This window comes from Pseudomonas sp. Root562 (assembly GCF_001427125.1).
Classification (GTDB): domain Bacteria; phylum Pseudomonadota; class Gammaproteobacteria; order Pseudomonadales; family Pseudomonadaceae; genus Aquipseudomonas.
Window position 1 is genome coordinate 23,445 of sequence record NZ_LMGK01000023.1, and the last position, 18,631, is coordinate 42,075.

The window sequence follows — 18,631 nt, forward strand, 5'->3', positions numbered from 1 at the left end:
GCTTACGGTAACGAAGCCCCGGCTTTTTTTGGCCTGCGCAAACCTCATCAGCACGCCTAACCCCTTGTTTTACTGGGTTTCACAAAAGTTGGCACGCACCCTGCTATATGTTTGGTACAAGAACAATAACAAGCAATGCACAAGACAATAAAAATAAGACGAATCGACTCACGCACAATAAAAACAAGACGGCGAGAGGCGCAGCTAACTGATTCTTTTGGAGAGGCGTTGTATTTGGGGCTTGCCCCACGACCAGGCCGAGAACAACAAAAACTGTCTTAAGACAGAGCCTGTACTGGTTGGATCGAGAGATCACTGCAATTCAGCGACCAAAGCAATCCGTTTGCTCTTGGCTCCCGATTGGGAGGGTCATGAAGGAAAGCTTCATGGCGAGGGCACTTAACAAAAACAAAAAGCCCGAAACCAATAACAAAAATAGAGCATGCAACTACTTCTTGGGGAGCTTCGGCTCCCCTTGTAGTTTCTGGCGTTTGGCGCCCTGCGCTCCCAGAGTCTGCCGCTATGCCTATTGCGTCCGCAGACAGCCCTTCAAGCTCTTGCGCAGCTTCCTACACCATCCCCCGACTAAATGCTAGAATCCCCGCCCATCATGCGGTCATTCTTCTGTTTTGGCCGAACATTCCTTCAAACAGTGCATCCCATGCTGAAGAAGCTGTTCCAGTCATTCCGTACTCCCCTGCGTCGTACGCAACACATCCGCAGCACGCCTGAAGTGCTCAACAGCGGCCAACACTCGCTGCAAAAGGGGCAATTCAGCCGTTACGCGGTGAACATCGTCGAACGCCTGCAGGGCGCTGGCTATCAGGCGTATCTGGTTGGCGGCTGTGTGCGTGACATGCTGCTCGGCATTACGCCGAAAGACTTTGACGTTGCCACCAGTGCCACCCCTGAGCAGGTTCGGGCCGAATTCCGCAATGCGCGAATCATCGGTCGCCGGTTCAAACTGGTGCATATCCACTTTGGTCGCGAAATCATCGAAGTTGCGACCTTCCGCGCCAATCACCCGCAAAACGATGAAGAGGAAGACAACAATCAATCCTCGCGTAACGAAAGCGGGCGCATCCTGCGCGATAACGTGTATGGCACCCTGGAAGAAGACGCACAACGCCGCGACTTCACCATCAACGCCCTGTATTACGATCCGGTCAGCGAACGGATTCTCGATTACGCCAACGGCGTACACGACATTCGCAATCAATTGATCCGTCTGATCGGCGATCCGAAACAGCGCTACCAGGAAGACCCGGTGCGGATGTTGCGAGCCGTGCGTTTTGCCGCCAAGCTGAATTTCGGCATCGAAAAACACAGCGCTACGCCAATCCGCGACCTGGCACCGATGCTGCGCGAGATTCCATCGGCACGTCTGTTCGAGGAAGTACTCAAGCTGTTCCTTTCCGGCCACGCCGCGGACACCTTCGAGATGCTGGTCGACCTGCAACTGTTCGATCCTCTGTTCCCGGCCAGTGCCGAGGCCCTGGAGTACAACCCGACTTACACCCATACGTTGATCAGCGAAGCGCTGATCAACACCGACCTGCGGATCAAGCAGAACAAACCGGTGACTCCGGCCTTCCTGTTTGCGGCGCTGCTCTGGCCAGCCTTGCCGGCTCGCGTCCTGCGCTTGCAGGAGCGTGGAATGCCGCCGATTCCGGCGATGCAGGAAGCAGCCCACGAACTGATTGCCGAGCAATGCCAGCGCATCGCGATCCCGAAACGCTTCACCATGCCGATCCGCGAGATCTGGGACATGCAGGAACGCCTGCCCCGCCGCAGCGGCAAGCGCGCCGATCTGCTGCTGGACAACCCACGCTTCCGTGCCGGTTACGACTTCCTCTTGCTGCGCGAAAGCGCCGGCGAGCAGACCGATGGCCTGGGCGAATGGTGGACCGATTATCAGGATGCCAATGAAAGCGAACGTCGCGACATGATTCGCGACCTCAGCGGCAAGGACGAAGCTGGCGGCGCGCCGCGCAAGCGTCGTCGCAGCGGCGGCTCCAAGCGCAAACGCGCAGCGGGCGCTTCGAGTACCACGGGCGAGTAATCGATGGAACGCATCTACATCGGCATGGGCAGCAACCTGGCTGACCCGGCTGAACAATTGCGCAGCGCTGTTGAAGCGCTGGCGCAGCTGCCGCAATCGAAACTGGTCGGGGTGTCCGCGTTTTATCAAAGCGACTCGCTGCTCCCTGGCCAACCGCGTTACACCAATGCGGTGGCCGCTCTCGACAGCACGCTGGCGCCACTGGACCTGCTGGATGCCTTGCAAGCCATCGAAAACGGCCAGGGCCGCGAGCGACTGGAGCGATGGGGCCCGCGTACGCTGGACCTCGATATCCTGCTGTTCGGTGATCAGGTGATCGATGAGGCGCGCCTCAAGGTGCCGCACTATCACATGCAGGAGCGGGCTTTCGTTCTATACCCGCTGGCCGAACTGGCGCCCGCGGATCTGCACCTGGCCGATGGCCGCACCCTCCGCGAACTGCTGGCCGCCTGCCCGTTCGTCGGACTTGAACGCCTGTCCCAAGATTGACGCAGCCCCCTGTAGGAGCGAGCCTGCTCGCGATGGCGATTGAACAATCACCAGGATTGTTGACTGACACGCCGCTATCGCGAGCAGGCTTGCTCCTTAATTGGGTTACTTTGCGTCCGGCAGTCTGCTGAAACGCATCAGTTACTTCGGTAACACCCCACCCGTAACAATGCGGTAACACACCGGATTGACTTCCCGAGTTCTCATCACGACTATAGGCGTCCCGCTGCCGCCAATGCGGCACACAAGGGCGCAATCCAGGCCTTATAAGCACGACAAAAGACCGTGCGCCTGAGTACATGACGAATCACGCGCGTTACTCGCAGTAGTTTCCATAGCGCCTGAACGAGGATTTTTTGACATGCCAGCCATCACCCTGACCACGCTCCAGAGCCTCAAGCAGAAAGGTGAGAAAATCACCATGCTGACCTGCTATGACGCGACCTTCGCCCACGCCTGCAATCAGGCTGGCGTCGAAGTACTGCTGGTGGGCGACTCACTCGGCATGGTTTTGCAGGGTCACGACAGCACCTTGCCGGTCACCACTGCCGAAATGGCTTACCACGTCGCCGCCGTCAAACGCGGTAACAGCGATGCGTTGATTCTCGCCGACCTGCCTTTCATGGCCTATGCCACCACCGAACAAGCCATGACCAACAGCGCCCTGTTGATGCAAGCGGGTGCGCACATGGTCAAGGTCGAAGGTGCATTGTGGCTGGCAGATTCCATTCGCCTGCTCGCCGAACGCGGTATCCCGGTTTGCGCGCATATGGGCCTGACCCCGCAATCGGTGAATATCCTTGGCGGCTACAAAGTCCAGGGCCGCAACGAAAACCAGGCACGGCAGATGCGCGCCGACGCAATTTCGCTGGAACAGGCCGGCGCAGCCATGCTGTTGCTCGAATGTGTGCCAAGCGAATTGGCCGAAGAAATCACTCAGGCCGTCAAGATTCCCGTGATTGGCATTGGCGCAGGCAACCGCACTGACGGCCAGGTACTGGTCCTGCACGACATGCTCGGCCTGTCGATCACTGGTCGCGTACCGAAGTTCGTGAAAAACTTCATGGCTGGCCAGGAAAACATTCACGCGGCCTTGAGCGCCTACGTCAGCGAAGTCAAGGCAGCGACCTTCCCAGGCATCGAACACGGATTCTCTGCATGAACACCGTAAAAACCGTACGCGAACTGCGGGCCGCCGTGGCCCGCGCCCGCAGCGAAGGTAAGCGCATCGGCTTCGTGCCGACCATGGGCAACCTCCACAGCGGTCACGTTGCGCTGATCACCAAGGCCACCCAGCGGGTGGATTTCGTGGTCGCGAGCATTTTCGTCAACCCGCTGCAGTTCGGCGCCGGCGAAGACCTCGACAAGTACCCGCGCACTCTCGCGGCGGATCAGGAAAAACTGCTCGAAGCTGGTTGCGATCTGTTGTTCGCACCCACCGTTGAAGAGATGTACCCCGAGGGCATGACCGGCCAGACCCGTGTCAGCGTCCCGCAGCTGTCCGAAGGCCTGTGCGGCGCCAGCCGTCCGGGACACTTCGAAGGCGTGGCGACGGTGGTCAGCAAACTGTTCAACATGGTCCAGCCGGACCTGGCGATTTTCGGCGAGAAAGACTTCCAGCAACTGGCGGTGATTCGCGCGCTGGTTCATGACCTGAACATGCCGATCCAGATCATCGGCGAGCCGACCGTCCGTGCGGCCGATGGGTTGGCGCTGTCGTCGCGCAATGGTTTCCTCAGCGAAGAACAACGGGCCGTGGCGCCAGTGGTTTATCGCACGCTGCGCGAGATTGCCGAGTCGATCAAGAAGGGTGAGCGGGATTTCCCGGCGCTGATCAATGCGCAGATCCAACAGCTTGAAGCTGCAGGCTTACGCACGGACTACCTGGAAATTCGCCACGCCCTGACCTTGCGCCCGGCAACGGCCGAGGATCGCGACCTGGTGATTCTGGTGGCGGCGTTCCTCGGGACGACGCGGTTGATCGACAACCTGCACCTGAATCTCGACACCCCCATCTAAACAGCACAAACCCTCTGTGAGAGCCAACCTGCTGGCGATCGTGAATGTTCAGTCACCCATGTTTTTTGACTGACACACCGCCATCGCCAGCAGGCTGGCTGCCACGAAGGCGATCTTCGCCAGTCCAAATTGCCTGATTCCAGACCTCTCCCCTTCCGTTTGTCGGACCGTTCCTAACCTTGATGTTAAAAAAGTACCGGAAACGGGTCAGACAAAGTCAAGACAGATCACTGCGCGGGGTTTACTGTAGTCGCCCTGCGCCATGAATTCGTGTCGACGCAGTTGACCGGACCGCCGACCCCTGGCGCTCCGGTATTTTTAGTGTTCAAAAGGCCGTTCAAGTAAAAAGGAAACCCGCAGCGATGGCGTATTACCGCACTCCTCACGACGTGACCGCTCTGCCCGCCTGGCAAGCGTTGAATGACCACCGCCAAGCCATGCAGGATTTCAGCATGCGCGAGGCTTTCAATGCCGACCCGCAGCGTTTTACCCAGTTCACCCTCAGCAGTTGCGGCCTGTTTCTCGACTATTCGAAGAACCTGATCAACGCCGAGACCCGCAACCTGCTGGTGGGTCTGGCCAATGCGGTCGACCTCCAGGGCGCAATCAAGTCGCTGTTCGACGGCGAAATCGTCAACGCCTCCGAAGGCCGCCCAGCCCTGCACACCGCGCTGCGCCGTCCGGTTGGCGACAAGCTGTCGGTCAACGGTGTCAACGTAATGCCCGAAGTGCACAAGGTGCTGAACCAGATCACCGATCTGGTGGGCCGCATCCATGACGGTCTGTGGCGCGGTTACTCCGAGAAGCCGATCACCGACGTGGTGAACATCGGTATCGGTGGCTCGTTCCTCGGCCCAGAGCTGGTGTCCGAAGCCTTGCTGTCCTACGCGCAGAAAGGCGTGCGTTGCCACTATCTGGCGAACATCGACGGCAGCGAGTTCCACGAGCTGACAATGAAACTGCGCGCCGAGACCACGCTGTTCATCGTCTCGTCGAAATCCTTCAACACCCTTGAAACCCTGAAGAACGCCCAGGCCGCCCGCGCCTGGTACCTGGCCCAGGGTGGTTCGGAAGCCGAGTTGTATCGCCACTTCATCGCGGTTTCGAGCAACAATGCCGCCGCCGTGGCCTTCGGTATCCGCGAGGAAAACATTTTCCCGATGTGGGACTGGGTTGGCGGGCGTTACTCGCTGTGGTCTGCCATCGGTTTGCCGATTGCCCTGGCCATCGGCATGTCGAACTTCAAGGAATTGCTGTCCGGTGCCTACACCATGGACCAGCACTTCCAGAGCGCGCCGTTCGAACAGAACATGCCGGTGCTGCTGGCGTTGCTCGGCGTGTGGTACGGCAATTTCTGGGGCGCGCAGAGCCACGCAATCCTGCCTTACGACCACTACCTGCGGAACATCACCAAGCATTTGCAACAGCTGGACATGGAATCCAACGGCAAGAGCGTGCGCCAGGACGGTACGCCGGTTGCTACGGATACCGGGCCAGTGATCTGGGGCGGCGTCGGCTGCAACGGCCAGCATGCTTATCACCAGTTGCTGCACCAGGGCACCCAGCTGATTCCGGCCGACTTCATCGTGCCGATCGTCAGCTTCAACCCGGTGTCCGACCACCACCAGTGGCTGTACGCCAACTGCCTGTCGCAAAGCCAGGCGTTGATGCTGGGCAAGACACTGGCCGAGGCGCAAGCCGAGCTGCGTGAGAAAGGCATGAGTGAAGACGACGTGCAGAAACTCGCACCGCACAAGGTGATTCCGGGCAACCGTCCGAGCAACACCCTGGTGGTCGAACGCATCAGCCCGCGTCGCCTCGGCGCACTGGTGGCAATGTACGAACACAAAGTCTTCGTGCAGAGCGTGATCTGGGGCATCAACGCCTTCGACCAGTGGGGCGTGGAGCTGGGCAAGGAACTGGGCAAAGGCGTCTACAACCGCCTGGTCGGCAGCGAGGAAACCCCGGCTGACGACGCGTCCACCCAAGGCCTGATCAACTACTTCCGCGGGCGTCACCGCGGTTGATCTGACACCGTTCCTGTGGGGGTACTAATCTTGTAGGAGCCGGCTTGCTGGCGAAAGCGGTGTGTCATTCAACATTTTTGTAGACTGATACGCCGCTTTCGCCAGCAAGCCGGCTCCTACGAGGGTCGCGCAGCTCCCCTCTTGTCGCACAACAAGAATAAGGAACCGTCATGTTCGATATCAGCACGTTCCCCAAGGCCGATGCCGTCCGCCGGGCTGCACAACTGAGTCAAGACGACTACCACCGCCTGTACCGCGAATCCATCGAACACCCCAGTACGTTCTGGGCCGAGCAAGCCACCCGCTTCCTCGACTGGAGCACGCCTTGGCACACCGTCCAGCGCTACGACCTGAAAACCGGTGAGGCCAATTGGTTTGCCGGCGCGAAACTCAACGTCAGCTACAACTGCATCGACCGTCACCTGGAAAAACGCGGTGATCAGATCGCGATCATCTGGGAAGGCGACGATCCGGCCGAATCCACCCAGATCACCTATAGAAAACTCCATCACAATGTCTGCCGCCTGGCCAACGTGCTTAAAAGCCGTGGCGTGAAGAAAGGCGACCGTGTGTGCATCTACATGCCGATGATTCCTGAAGCGGCCTACGCCATGCTCGCCTGCACGCGTATCGGTGCGGTGCACTCGGTGGTGTTCGGCGGTTTCTCCCCGGATTCGCTGCGCGACCGGATTCTCGATGCCGACTGTCGCACCGTGATCACCGCCGATGAAGGCGTGCGCGGTGGCAAATTCGTGCCGTTGAAACAGAATGTCGACAAAGCCCTGCAAAGCTGCCCGGACGTGAGCACCGTAGTGGTGGTCGAGCGCACACAGAATCAGGTGAATTGGGTCGAAGGCCGGGACATCTGGTATCACCAGGCATTGCGCGATGTCGGCGACGACTGCCCGCCCGAGCCGATGGACGCCGAAGATCCGTTGTTCATCCTGTACACCTCCGGCAGCACCGGCAAACCCAAAGGCGTGCTGCACACCACCGGCGGTTACCTGCTGCAAGCGGCGATGACCTTCAAGTACGTGCTGGACTACCGTGATGGCGAAGTGTTCTGGTGCACCGCCGATGTCGGCTGGGTGACGGGCCACAGCTACATTGTCTACGGGCCGTTGGCCAATGGTGCGACCACGTTGATCTTCGAGGGCGTGCCGAGCTACCCGAGCACTTCGCGCTTCTGGCAGGTGATCGACAAGCACAAAGTGAACATCTTCTACACAGCACCCACCGCTTTGCGCGCACTGATGCGTGAAGGTCCGCAACCGTTGAAGGAAACCTCCCGGGCCAGCGTCAGATTGCTCGGCACGGTCGGTGAGCCGATCAACCCGGAGGCGTGGGAGTGGTACTTTCATGCAGTCGGCGAAGAGCGCTGCCCGATTGTCGATACCTGGTGGCAGACCGAGACCGGCGGCATCATGCTCAGCCCGCTGGTGAGCGCGCAACGGATCAAACCCGGCTGCGCCACACAACCGATGTTTGGTGTGCAACCGGTATTGCTCGACGAACAAGGCAAGGAAATCAAGGGCGCCGGTAGCGGCGTGCTCGCCATAAAATCAAGCTGGCCGGCGCAGATCCGCAGCGTCTATGGCGATCCGCAACGGATGGTCGACACCTACTTCAAGCCCTACCCCGGCTATTACTTCACCGGTGACGGCGCCCGTCGTGACGAAGATGGCGATTACTGGATCACCGGGCGCATCGACGATGTGATCAACGTGTCCGGGCATCGCATCGGCACCGCCGAAGTGGAAAGTGCCCTGGTGCTGCACGACAGCATCGCCGAGGCCGCCGTGGTGGGTTACCCTCACGACGTCAAGGGCCAGGGCATCTACGCCTTCGTCACCCCCATGAACGGCGTCGAACCCGGCGACGAACTGAAGAAAGAATTGCTGGCGCTGGTCAGCAAGGAAATCGGCAGTTTCGCCAAACCGGATCTGATCCAGTGGGCACCCGCGTTGCCAAAAACCCGTTCGGGCAAGATCATGCGGCGCATTCTGCGCAAGATCGCCTGCAACGAACTCGACAGTCTGGGCGACACCTCGACCCTGGCCGACCCAAGCGTGGTGCAAGGCCTGATCGATAAACGCCTGAACCAATAACGCACTGCTGTCGGTAGGAGCAAAGCTTGCTCGCGATGAACGATAACGCGGTTCAACAGTAGATGGCGTGATCGTTCATCGCGGGCAAGCCATGCGCCCACAGAAAAACAGGAAATCACCGGGACACCATGGAATTCATCCGCACCCGCATTGAAACCCAGATCATGAGCCTGACCGGTCTATCCTTGGGCAAGCTCGATCTGGAGAACCCCAAGGGCGATCCCGGGCTGTTCGGGCCTGACTCCGTGAGCTGGCAAGTTCATGGTGACTTCAGCAGCATGCTCATCGGTGGCATCAGCGCGCTGATGCTTCAAGCTTTGCATCCGCTGGCCCTCGCCGGCGTCTGGGACCATTCGAATTTCCGCGAGGACATGCTCGGCCGATTACGCCGCACCGGGCAGTTCATTTCCGGCACCACGTTCGGCTCGCGACAGGATGCCGACTGGCTGATCGAAAAAGTCCGCACCATTCACCTGCAAATAACCGGCACTGCGCCTGACGGCCGCCCCTACGCCGCCAGCGATCCCGAGCTCTTGACCTGGGTGCATGTAGCCGAGGTCAGCAACTTCCTCGCCGCACATTTGCGCTATCGCAATCCACATCTGTCGCCGGAAGATCAGGACCGCTATTACGCTGAAATAGCGCGGGTGGCAGAACGCTTGGGTGCCCGGAATGTGCCGTGCTCACGGCAGGAAATTTCCGCATACCTTGAGCGCATTCGCCCGCAATTGCTGTGCGATGAGCGCAGTCGGGAAGTGTTGCGGCTGTTGTTGAATGCGCCATCCCCCAGCCGCCTCGCCAGGCCTTTCGGCGGATTGATGATGCAGGCCGGCATTGACCTGTTGCCGGACTGGGCCAGTGACATGCTGGGCGTCAGCCAAAACCCACTGCAACGCAAACTGATCCGCGCCAGCGTCAATCGCAGTGCGCCGATGTTGCGCTGGGCGGTACGCAATGGCTCGGTACAGCGGGCCAAGCGACGGATGGGCCTGCTGACTTGACCCCGGACTCTGTGGCGAGGGAGCTTGCTCCCGCAGGGCTGCGAAGCGGCCCCAAAACCCAGGGACATTTCGATTTTTTGCGAGCGCTGCGCACTCGAGCGGGAGCAAGCTCCCTCGCCACAGGCAAGCCCCTCATCCAAACTCCACAGTGTTAAACTCCCGCGCCAAATCACCTCCTGCAAGGCGCCCAGCATGTCTTCCTTGAACCAGGCGCTGCGCGCCGCCCTCGATCATCGCCAGGACCTGTTGGCCGAGCTGCACAGCCAGGGCACCGATTGCTATCGCCTGTTCCATGGCAGCCAGGAAGGCGCCGGTGGCCTGACCATCGATCGTTATGGTCCGCAGCTGATGGTGCAGAGCTTTCATCAATCGCTGGAACGCGAAGACCTGCTGAACCTGCACGAAACGATCAACAACCATCTGGGCCTTGAAACCCTGCTGGTCTACAACGACCGCTCCCGCGGCAACTCGCGCATCGACCGCGAAGACAGCGTCTACCGCGCGGAGGAAGCAGCGCTGCAAGATCTGGTCGGTCACGAGTGGGGCCTCAATTACCGCGTTCGCGGCCGTCACGCCGGGCAGGATCCGCTGCTGTTCCTCGACCTGCGCAATACCCGTGGCTGGGTCAAGGATCACAGCAAGAACAAAAGTGTACTGAACCTGTTTGCCTACACCTGCGGCGTTGGCCTCAGCGCAGCAGCCGGTGGCGCCCGCGAGGTGTGCAACCTGGACTTCGCCGAAGGCAACCTGGCGGTCGGTCGCGAAAACGGCATGCTCAACCCGCAGTTGCCGACCATGGCGTTCATCCAGTCCGATTATTTCCCGGCCATTCGCCAACTCGCCGGCCTGCCGATCAGCCAGCGTCGCGGGCAGAAGCTGCCGAGCTATCCGCGCCTGGAACAGCGCCAGTACGACCTGGTACTGCTCGACCCACCCGCCTGGGCCAAGAGCGCGTTCGGCACCGTCGACCTGCTGCGCGATTATCAGAGCCTGCTCAAACCCGCGCTGCTGACCACCGCCGACGACGGCGTGCTGATCTGCTGCAACAACCTGGCGAAAGTCAGCATGGACGATTGGCGTGAACAGGTTTTGCGTTGCGCCGAGAAAGCAGGACGGCCGGTGCGCGAGTGGACGGTCATGAAACCGGGTGCCGATTTCCCGTCCATGGACCAACAACCACCGCTGAAAACCCTGATCCTGCAGCTTTGATCCGTGTCAGATAAATCTGAAAAAAGCTGAACAGGCTGATTGCTTCGGAACCGGAATCGCGTGCCATACTCCAAGGCACTCCGATTCACACAGATGAAGCCACGCATGTACAAAGGATTGATTCGCGCCGTCGGCGCCTTGTTGACTGCTCTGGCCCTCTACAGTTTGCTGGGCTTCTTGATTTTGCCGGGCATTGCCCTGCGCATCGCCAACCAGCAATTGGCCAATTATTCCACGATGCCCGCCACGCTCCAGCGGATCGAACTCAACCCGTTCAGCCTCGAAGTCACGCTCTGGGGTCTGAGCATTGGCGAGCCCGGCAAAGAGCAAATCGGCTTCGAACGTCTATACGCCAATCTGCAACTCGACAGCCTGTGGACCAAGGCGCTGCATCTGTCGGATATCGAACTGGACAAGTCCAAGACCGAAATCCTCTTCAGCAAGGACGGCAAACTCAACCTGCTCGGGCTCTTCAAGATTCCGGCCAGCGAACCGACACCCGCCGACCCGGATGCCAAGCCGTTTCCGTTGCGCATCGAACGGATCAAGCTGGCTGGCGGTGCCGTGCACTTTGAGGATGCCCGGCCCAGCGAGCCCATCGAATTCATCTACGACTCACTCGATTTCGAGCTGAAAAACCTCAGCACCCTGCCCGAAGACAGCGCCGATATGACCCTGGTGGCCGTCGGCCCCAACGGCGGGCAAATCGACTGGACCGGTAACTTCAGCCTGATCCCGATTGCCTCCGAAGGTAAGCTGAAAATCACCGATGGCAAGATGAAAGCCTTCTGGCCCTATGTGCGCGATGCTGTCCCGCTGGACCTCGAAAGCGGTGTCATGAGCATCAGCACCGACTACAAGCTCAATCTGTCCAAGGAAACCGAACTGCTGCTGAGCAACGTCTCGGCCACCATCGCCCCCTTCGCGATCAAGGCGCCGGACGGTCGGCCGCTGGTCAGGCTTGAGCGTCTGGACGTCAGCGAAACCACCGTCGACCTGGCCAAGCAACAAGTGGTGGTCGGCAAGATTCGCAGCCACAAACTGGAAACCTGGGCCGCGCTGGAAGCCGATGGCCAGCTCGACTGGCAGAAACTGTTCGCCAGCCAGCCTTCCAAACCCGCCGCCAAAGCGAACGCCGAACCGACCAACACGCCCGCTGCCGCTGACTCGCCGAAAGCGGACCCCGTCCCGAGCAAGCCCTGGCAAGTGCTGCTCAATGACGTGCAACTGCGCAACTATCAAGTGCACCTGGCTGATCGCAAGGCTCAGCCCGCCGTGGCGCTGGAACTGGGGCCGCTGAATCTCGACCTGCAGAAATTCGACAGCCTCAATGGTTCACCCTTCCTGCTCAAGCTCGACACCGGTGTCGGCAAGCAAGGCAAGCTGATGGCCGATGGCGAGGTCAACCTGGCGCCGATCAGCGCCAGGCTGAATGTGCAGACCAAGGACATCGACCTGCGCGTCGCCCAGTCCTACATCAGCCCGTTCATTCGCCTGGAGTTGCGCAGCGGCATGCTCGGCAGCGATCTGGCCGTCAACCTGAAAAGCACCGAGCCGCTGGCTTTCAGCGTCACCGGACGCGCCCAGGTCGATCAACTGCATACCCTCGACACCCTGAAAACCCGCGACTTCCTCAAGTGGCAGCAGGTGATGGTCGAAGGCCTGAATTATCAGCATGGCGACAGCCTGTCGATCGACAAGATCAACCTGCTGCAACCCTATGTACGCTTCATGATCAACGATGACCGCACCACCAACATCGATGACTTGTTGATCCCGCAACCCCCCGACACCGCCGCCAAACCTGCCGTCGCCAAACCCGCCGCCAGCAAAGACAAACCGCTGGGTATTCACATTGGCGGCATTGCCATCAATGACGGCTCGGCCAACTTCGCCGACTTCAGCCTGACGCCGAACTTCGCCACCGCCATCCAGCAGCTCAACGGCCAGATCGGCACCATTGACAGCCGCCAGGCGAAGCCGGCCAGTGTCGACGTCAAAGGCAAGGTCGACCGCTATGCACCGGTGACCATCAAAGGTGCGGTCAACCCGTTCGATCCGATGGCCAGCCTCGATATCGCTACCAGTTTCAAACGAGTGGAACTGACCACGCTGACGCCTTACTCCGGCAAGTTTGCCGGCTATCGCATCCGCAAGGGCCGGCTGAACCTCGACCTGCATTACCAAATCACCAAGGGCCAGCTGAAAGCCGAAAACAAAGTGGTGGTCGAACAGTTGCAACTGGGTGAAAAAGTCGACAGCCCCGACGCCGTCAGCCTGCCGCTGAAACTCGCAATTGCTCTGCTCAAGGATGTCGACGGCAAGATTTCCATCGAACTGCCAGTCACCGGCGATCTCAACAACCCGCAGTTCAGCGTCATGCCGATTGTCTGGCAGACCCTGCGCAACCTGATCGTCAAGGCCGCTGCCGCGCCGTTCAAACTGATTGGCGGTCTGGTCTCGGGGGGAGGTTCGGAAGATCTTGGCAGCGTGTCGTTCGCGCCCGGTTCCAGCGATCTGAGCAAGGATGCCGAAGGTGCCCTGGACAAACTGTCGAAGGCGCTCAAGGAACGTCCGGCCCTGCGCCTGGAAATCGAAGGTACGGCGGCGAAAAGCAGCGATGGTCCGCTGATCGCCGAGCAGCGTCTGGAGCGGGAATACCAATACAACTACTACAAAATGCTCCAGCGTCGAGGCGATAAAGTTCCGGCCCAAGCGTCGTTGCTGGATGTTCCGGACAGCGAAAAAGGGCCGTTGCTTGAAGGCATCTACCGCACACGCCTGAAAACCCAGCCACCGGCCGAATGGAAAGACCTGGGCAAGGAAGAACGCACAGCGAAGATGCGCGAAGGCGTCATTCAGTTCTGGAGCTCCAGCGATGTGCTGCTGCGTCAGTTGGGCCAGGACCGGGCCAGCAGCATCAAGGATTATCTGGTCGACAAAGGTCAGCTCGCCGATGACCGTGTGTACTTCATCGACGCACAGTTGGGCGAAGCCGAAAAAGACGGCAAGGTCGTCACGCCAATGCATCTGGACGCCGAGTGATGTACAAGCATCGCCTGCTAGCACTGGCGTTGACGGCAGCGGCGAGCCAGGCCTGGGCGGCGGATACTTTGCGCTGTGGCAGCCAACTGATCAGCGTCGGTGACCGGTCGAGCGAAGTACTGCAAAAATGCGGCGAACCGGTCGGTCGCGATTTGCTCGGTTACAAGCGCAGTGCCAATCGACGGGAAGAGTTCCAAGTCGAGGAATGGACTTACGGTCCGAATGGCGGGATGTACCAGTACTTGCGCTTTGAAGGAAATCGGCTGGTGCAGATCACCAGCAAGCGCGGGAATTAGGAGTTTTTGCGTTACCCACAATAGAACAGGCCCCGACACGAATGCCGGGGCCTGTAATGGCCACGTCCTTGTGGCCGTTCGCATGAACACTCAAGAAGCGATAGACGTATGACTCGGCCCGTCTATCGCGTCTTCTCCCGGTCCAGGCGAGAAGCCTAGCCTTACTCGGCTTTCAGGCCGTCAGCGGAGACCGCTTTGACGCCTTTGATTTTCTTGGTGATCGCCACAGCAGTGGATTTCTGAGCATCGGTCACCGCAACGGTGGACGACAGGGACACCACGCCTTTGTTGGTTTCCACTTTGATATCGGTACCCGGAATGCCTTTTTCGGTAATCAGGTCTGATTTGACTTTGGTAGTGATCCAGGTATCGGAAACATCCTCTTTCGCTTCGGTGACTTCACCGGCGGCCAGCATCATCGGTGCTTGAGTGGCCTGAGTCTGGGCAAATGCAACGTTGGCCATGGTCAGGGTCAGCGCGGTAGCAGCAGCGGCAGAGATAGCGAACTTCTTCATACGAGTAACTCCTGTTTTTCTGGAAAGTCTGCTGGTTTCATGTCAGCAGGGTTACCAGAGATATTGCGAACGCTGTGCCAAGTTTGAGACAGACAATTAATCCTTAAAAATCAATACGTTATGAAAAACGCAATTTTCCGCATTCGTGCAAAATGCATGAGTTGAACTTTATCTGCATGCAAGTTGCGGGTTTTCTCGCCGGCCTAAGGCCATGAAATTTCGGCAATTTTTATCAATACTCAATCCAACTGCCTGACGCGAAAAAAAAACCCCTGCATAAGCAGGGGTGGATATACCAAAAAAGGTCAGACTTTGGTGCAGCCTTTAGGTGCATATTCCTGATCCACAGTGGTCGTACAGGTCCACCCGGTCAGAGCACGCGTAAGAGTGATGGTCTTGTTTAGTACCGGCCCTGGCGCATTTAGAATCGTGCAAGCGATCGTGCCAGTTCCATCAACAGCCTTGCCCGACGCGGTCGTAGTGCAATTAGCCGTAGTCGCAGTTCCGCCTACCTTGGTTAGATCAGGGTCGGTCCCTTGATTGATAACGTCCTCAAAAGGCACTTTCAACGCCGAAATCTCCGCCAGCCCCGCCGTGACCTTGGCCCGCGCCTGATACTTGGAATACGCCGGTATCGCAAACGTCGCGAGAATCCCGATGATCGCCACCACGATCAGCAACTCGATCAGGGTAAAACCTTTTTGAGTGTTCATAGACAGCCTCCGTGCATGAGTCGAAATCTCATGATCTGAACCTGTCGCAGCACAGCCCATGCCAAGCCCTGCACGCCCTGTTGGCGGGGTACTCGCCAGCCTTGAAGGCCTTTCCTACTCCCAGGATCCGCACTATCTGACACTTTTTGTCACCTCGGCGCTGCTGGTTTGGTTCCGTTGCTTGACTAGGCTATAAGTCATTAAATGTCTGCGTCCGGTATCCCAATGAATGACATCGCCCTCAGCGGTCTGGCCAAGCAATTGGTCCTGGCCGAGCTGCTCACTGACAAAAGCGCGCAACAGGCGTATCAACAAGCCCAACGCAACCGGATTTCCCTGGTGACCTACCTGGTCCAGAACAAGCTGGTTAAAAGCCGCCAGGTTGCCGAGATCGCCTCGGAACATTTCGGCATGGCCCTGCTCGACCTGCATACCCTGGACAAGGACATTCAGCCCAAAGGCCTGGTCAGCGAGAAACTGGTCCGCCAGCATCACGCCCTGCCCCTCTGGCGCCGTGGCAACAAGTTGTTCGTCGGCGTTTCCGACCCGACCAACCATCAAGCCATCAATGACATCCAGTTCAGCACCGGGCTCACGACCGAAGCGATCCTGGTCGAAGACGACAAACTCAGCGATGCCATCGAGAAGTTCTTCGACAGCCATGGCTCTGGCCTGGAAGACATCGCCGATGTAGACCTCGATGGCCTCGACATCGAGACCACCGACGACAAACGCCAGGACGCTATCGGCGGTCAGGAGGCCGATGACGCACCGGTGGTGCGTTTCGTCCATAAAATGCTGCTCGATGCGATCAGGAGCGGTTCTTCAGACCTGCACTTCGAGCCCTACGAAAAGAACTACCGCGTGCGGATGCGCACCGATGGCGTGTTGCATGAAGTCGCCCGGCCGCCGTTCCAATTGGCCAACCGCATCGCCGCACGATTGAAGGTCATGGCCAGCCTCGACATCTCCGAACGCCGCAGACCCCAGGACGGCCGGATCAAGATGCGTCTGTCCAAAAGCAAATCCATCGACTTCCGGGTCAATACCCTGCCGACACTGTGGGGCGAGAAAGTGGTCATCCGGATTCTCGACCCCACCAGCGCGCAAATGGGCATCGACGCCCTCGGTTACGAGCCGGACCAGAAAGACCTGTACATGGCTGCGCTGAAACAGCCGCAGGGAATGATTCTGGTGACCGGCCCCACGGGTTCGGGCAAAACGGTTTCGCTCTACACAGGGCTGAACATTCTCAATACCGTGGATATCAATATTTCAACCGCCGAAGACCCGGTCGAAATCAACATGGAAGGCATCAACCAGGTCAACGTCAACCCGAAACAGGGCATGGATTTCGCCCAGGCGCTGCGTTCATTCCTGCGGCAGGACCCGGACGTGATCATGGTCGGCGAAATTCGCGACCTCGAAACCGCCGAAATCGCCATCAAGGCTGCGCAGACCGGGCACCTGGTGCTGTCGACCCTGCACACCAACAGCGCCGCGCAAACCCTGACCCGTCTGCACAACATGGGCATCCAGGGTTTCAATATCGCCACCTCCGTCAGCCTGATCATTGCCCAGCGCCTGGCGCGCAAGTTGTGCAGCCATTGCCGCGTTCCGCTGGAAATTCCCCGCGAAGCGTTAATCAAGGAAGGCTTTCCTGAGGAACGCATCGGCACCTTCACGATCTATGGACCGGTCGGTTGCGATCACTGCAATGGCGGTTACAAAGGGCGAGTGGGGATTTATGAAGTGGTGAAGAACACGCCGGACCTGCAACGGCTGATCATGGCCGAAGGCAACGCACTGCAAATCGATGACCAGATGCGCAAGGATGGTTTCAACGACCTGCGCACCTCAGGGCTGCTCAAGGCCATGCAGGGCATCACCAGCCTGGAAGAAATCAACCGGGTCACCAAGGACTGAACATGGCGGTCAAGGCAGCGAAAATCAGCGTGTATGCCTGGGAAGGCACAGACCGCAAAGGCACTAAAATCAGCGGTGAGCTGAGTGGGCAGAACCCGGCGCTGGTCAAGGCCCAACTGCGCAAGCAAGGCATCAACCCCGGCAAGGTACGCAAGAAAACCACGTCGATTTTCGACATGGGCAAACGCATCAAGGCCCACGACATTGCCCTCTTCACCCGGCAAATGGCGACCATGATGAAAGCCGGTGTACCGCTTCTGCAATCGTTCGACATCATCGGCGAAGGCTTCGACAACCCGATGATGCGCAAGCTGGTGGACGAGGTGAAACAGGAAGTCGCGGCGGGTAACAGCTTCGCCGCCGCCTTGCGCAAAAAACCGCAATACTTCGATGAGCTGTACTGCAACCTGGTGGACGCCGGTGAGCAGGCCGGCGCGCTGGATACGCTGCTGGAACGGGTAGCGACCTACAAGGAAAAGAGCGAAAGTCTCAAGGCCAAGATCAAGAAAGCCATGACCTACCCGCTGGTGGTGGTGTTCGTCGCGATCATCGTGACCGGCATTTTGCTGGTCAAGGTGGTGCCACAGTTCCAGTCGGTGTTCGAAGGCTTCGGTGCCGAACTGCCAGCGTTCACCGTTATGGTCATCGGCCTTTCACGGTTCATGCAGGACTGGTGGTGGGTCATGCTCGGCGCGCTGATTGCGGCGATTTTTGGAGTGCGCCACGCCTTCAGGACGTCACAGGGCTTTCGCGATCGCACGGACGCCTGGCTGCTGAAGCTGCCGCTGGTGGGCACGTTGATGTACAAGTCCGCCGTGGCCCGTTTTGCCCGCACGCTGTCGACCACTTTCGCCGCCGGCGTACCGTTGGTGGAAGCCCTGGAGTCGGTGGCCGGGGCCACCGGCAACATCGTGTTCAAGCGTGCGGTACTGCGCATCAAGCAAGACGTGTCGACGGGCATGCAGCTGAATTTCTCCATGCGTACATCCGGCATTTTTCCAAACATGGCGGTGCAGATGACCGCCATCGGCGAGGAGTCCGGTGCACTGGATGACATGCTCGACAAAGTCGCCGGGTTCTACGAAGACGAGGTCGACAACATGGTCGATAACCTCACCAGCCTGATGGAACCGTTCATCATGGTGGTGCTGGGTGTTATCGTCGGGGGATTGGTGGTTGCCATGTACCTGCCCATCTTCCAACTCGGTTCAGCGATCTGAC

General features: G+C 59.0%; 14 protein-coding genes. 12 read left to right on the top strand and 2 right to left on the bottom strand.

Annotated elements, in window-relative coordinates:
* The first annotated feature begins 661 nt into the window (after window positions 1–661).
* The 10 genes from ASD60_RS19680 to ASD60_RS19725 all read left to right on the top strand — a co-directional run bounded on the left by ASD60_RS19680 (window position 662) and on the right by ASD60_RS19725 (window position 14,256).
* Complete coding sequence (locus ASD60_RS19680; protein ID WP_056855623.1) at window positions 662–2,062, top strand: polynucleotide adenylyltransferase PcnB; 1,401 nt, start codon at window positions 662–664, stop codon at window positions 2,060–2,062.
* A 3-nt stretch (window positions 2,063–2,065) separates the two neighbouring features.
* Window positions 2,066–2,551 carry a 2-amino-4-hydroxy-6-hydroxymethyldihydropteridine diphosphokinase gene (folK, locus tag ASD60_RS19685; protein WP_056855624.1) on the top strand — a complete coding sequence of 162 codons (486 nt, stop codon included), beginning with the start codon at window positions 2,066–2,068 and terminating at the stop codon, window positions 2,549–2,551.
* A 361-nt stretch (window positions 2,552–2,912) separates the two neighbouring features.
* On the top strand, window positions 2,913–3,713 hold the full coding sequence (panB, locus tag ASD60_RS19690) for a 3-methyl-2-oxobutanoate hydroxymethyltransferase (RefSeq protein WP_056855625.1): 801 nt from the start codon (window positions 2,913–2,915) through the stop codon (window positions 3,711–3,713).
* Window positions 3,710–4,570, top strand: coding sequence for a pantoate--beta-alanine ligase (gene panC / locus ASD60_RS19695; RefSeq protein WP_056855626.1), 861 nt, complete (start codon window positions 3,710–3,712; stop codon window positions 4,568–4,570). The genes panB and panC overlap by 4 nt, the downstream gene beginning before the upstream one ends.
* A 362-nt stretch (window positions 4,571–4,932) precedes the next feature.
* Window positions 4,933–6,597: a glucose-6-phosphate isomerase gene (pgi, locus tag ASD60_RS19700; protein ID WP_056855627.1), complete on the top strand. Its 1,665-nt coding sequence runs from the start codon at window positions 4,933–4,935 to the stop codon at window positions 6,595–6,597.
* Between the two features lie 170 nt (window positions 6,598–6,767).
* Window positions 6,768–8,705, top strand: a complete 1,938-nt coding sequence (gene acs / locus ASD60_RS19705) for an acetate--CoA ligase (protein WP_056855628.1) — start codon at window positions 6,768–6,770, stop codon at window positions 8,703–8,705.
* A gap of 128 nt (window positions 8,706–8,833) precedes the next feature.
* Complete coding sequence (locus tag ASD60_RS19710; RefSeq protein WP_056855629.1) at window positions 8,834–9,706, top strand: oxygenase MpaB family protein; 873 nt, start codon at window positions 8,834–8,836, stop codon at window positions 9,704–9,706.
* A 192-nt stretch (window positions 9,707–9,898) separates the two neighbouring features.
* The gene (locus ASD60_RS19715) at window positions 9,899–10,915 is read left to right on the top strand and encodes a class I SAM-dependent rRNA methyltransferase (protein WP_056855630.1); all 1,017 of its coding nucleotides are present in this window, start codon (window positions 9,899–9,901) and stop codon (window positions 10,913–10,915) included.
* Window positions 10,916–11,008: 93 nt separating this feature from the next.
* A complete protein-coding gene (locus ASD60_RS19720) occupies window positions 11,009–13,960 on the top strand; it encodes a DUF748 domain-containing protein (RefSeq protein WP_056855631.1) in 2,952 nt (983 codons plus the stop codon).
* A complete protein-coding gene (locus ASD60_RS19725) occupies window positions 13,960–14,256 on the top strand; it encodes a DUF2845 domain-containing protein (protein WP_056855632.1) in 297 nt (98 codons plus the stop codon). Before ASD60_RS19720 ends, ASD60_RS19725 begins: the two co-directional genes overlap by 1 nt.
* A 161-nt stretch (window positions 14,257–14,417) precedes the next feature.
* Here ASD60_RS19725 and ASD60_RS19730 read toward each other — a convergent pair whose 3' ends face one another.
* Window positions 14,418–14,771, bottom strand: coding sequence for a BON domain-containing protein (locus ASD60_RS19730; protein WP_056855633.1), 354 nt, complete (start codon window positions 14,769–14,771; stop codon window positions 14,418–14,420).
* A gap of 305 nt (window positions 14,772–15,076) precedes the next feature.
* Complete coding sequence (locus tag ASD60_RS19735; protein ID WP_056855634.1) at window positions 15,077–15,484, bottom strand: pilin; 408 nt, start codon at window positions 15,482–15,484, stop codon at window positions 15,077–15,079.
* Window positions 15,485–15,709: 225 nt separating this feature from the next.
* On the opposite strand from ASD60_RS19735, the gene pilB reads away from it, so the two are divergent.
* The gene (gene pilB / locus ASD60_RS19740) at window positions 15,710–17,410 is read left to right on the top strand and encodes a type IV-A pilus assembly ATPase PilB (RefSeq protein WP_056855635.1); all 1,701 of its coding nucleotides are present in this window, start codon (window positions 15,710–15,712) and stop codon (window positions 17,408–17,410) included.
* 2 nt (window positions 17,411–17,412) lie between these two features.
* Complete coding sequence (locus ASD60_RS19745; RefSeq protein WP_056855636.1) at window positions 17,413–18,630, top strand: type II secretion system F family protein; 1,218 nt, start codon at window positions 17,413–17,415, stop codon at window positions 18,628–18,630.
* Window position 18,631: the final 1 nt, after the last annotated feature.

Excerpts from the sequence above, each read along its gene's own strand:
- ASD60_RS19680 (WP_056855623.1), top strand. The coding sequence starts at position 662 with ATGCTGAAGAAGCTGTTCCAGTCATTCCGTACTCCCCTGCGTCGTACG.
- folK (WP_056855624.1), top strand. The coding sequence starts at position 2,066 with ATGGAACGCATCTACATCGGCATGGGCAGCAACCTGGCTGACCCGGCT.
- panB (WP_056855625.1), top strand. The coding sequence starts at position 2,913 with ATGCCAGCCATCACCCTGACCACGCTCCAGAGCCTCAAGCAGAAAGGT.
- panC (WP_056855626.1), top strand. The coding sequence starts at position 3,710 with ATGAACACCGTAAAAACCGTACGCGAACTGCGGGCCGCCGTGGCCCGC.
- pgi (WP_056855627.1), top strand. The coding sequence starts at position 4,933 with ATGGCGTATTACCGCACTCCTCACGACGTGACCGCTCTGCCCGCCTGG.
- acs (WP_056855628.1), top strand. The coding sequence starts at position 6,768 with ATGTTCGATATCAGCACGTTCCCCAAGGCCGATGCCGTCCGCCGGGCT.
- ASD60_RS19710 (WP_056855629.1), top strand. The coding sequence starts at position 8,834 with ATGGAATTCATCCGCACCCGCATTGAAACCCAGATCATGAGCCTGACC.
- ASD60_RS19715 (WP_056855630.1), top strand. The coding sequence starts at position 9,899 with ATGTCTTCCTTGAACCAGGCGCTGCGCGCCGCCCTCGATCATCGCCAG.
- ASD60_RS19720 (WP_056855631.1), top strand. The coding sequence starts at position 11,009 with ATGAAGCCACGCATGTACAAAGGATTGATTCGCGCCGTCGGCGCCTTG.
- ASD60_RS19725 (WP_056855632.1), top strand. The coding sequence starts at position 13,960 with ATGTACAAGCATCGCCTGCTAGCACTGGCGTTGACGGCAGCGGCGAGC.
- ASD60_RS19730 (WP_056855633.1), bottom strand. The coding sequence starts at position 14,771 with ATGAAGAAGTTCGCTATCTCTGCCGCTGCTGCTACCGCGCTGACCCTG.
- ASD60_RS19735 (WP_056855634.1), bottom strand. The coding sequence starts at position 15,484 with ATGAACACTCAAAAAGGTTTTACCCTGATCGAGTTGCTGATCGTGGTG.
- pilB (WP_056855635.1), top strand. The coding sequence starts at position 15,710 with ATGAATGACATCGCCCTCAGCGGTCTGGCCAAGCAATTGGTCCTGGCC.
- ASD60_RS19745 (WP_056855636.1), top strand. The coding sequence starts at position 17,413 with ATGGCGGTCAAGGCAGCGAAAATCAGCGTGTATGCCTGGGAAGGCACA.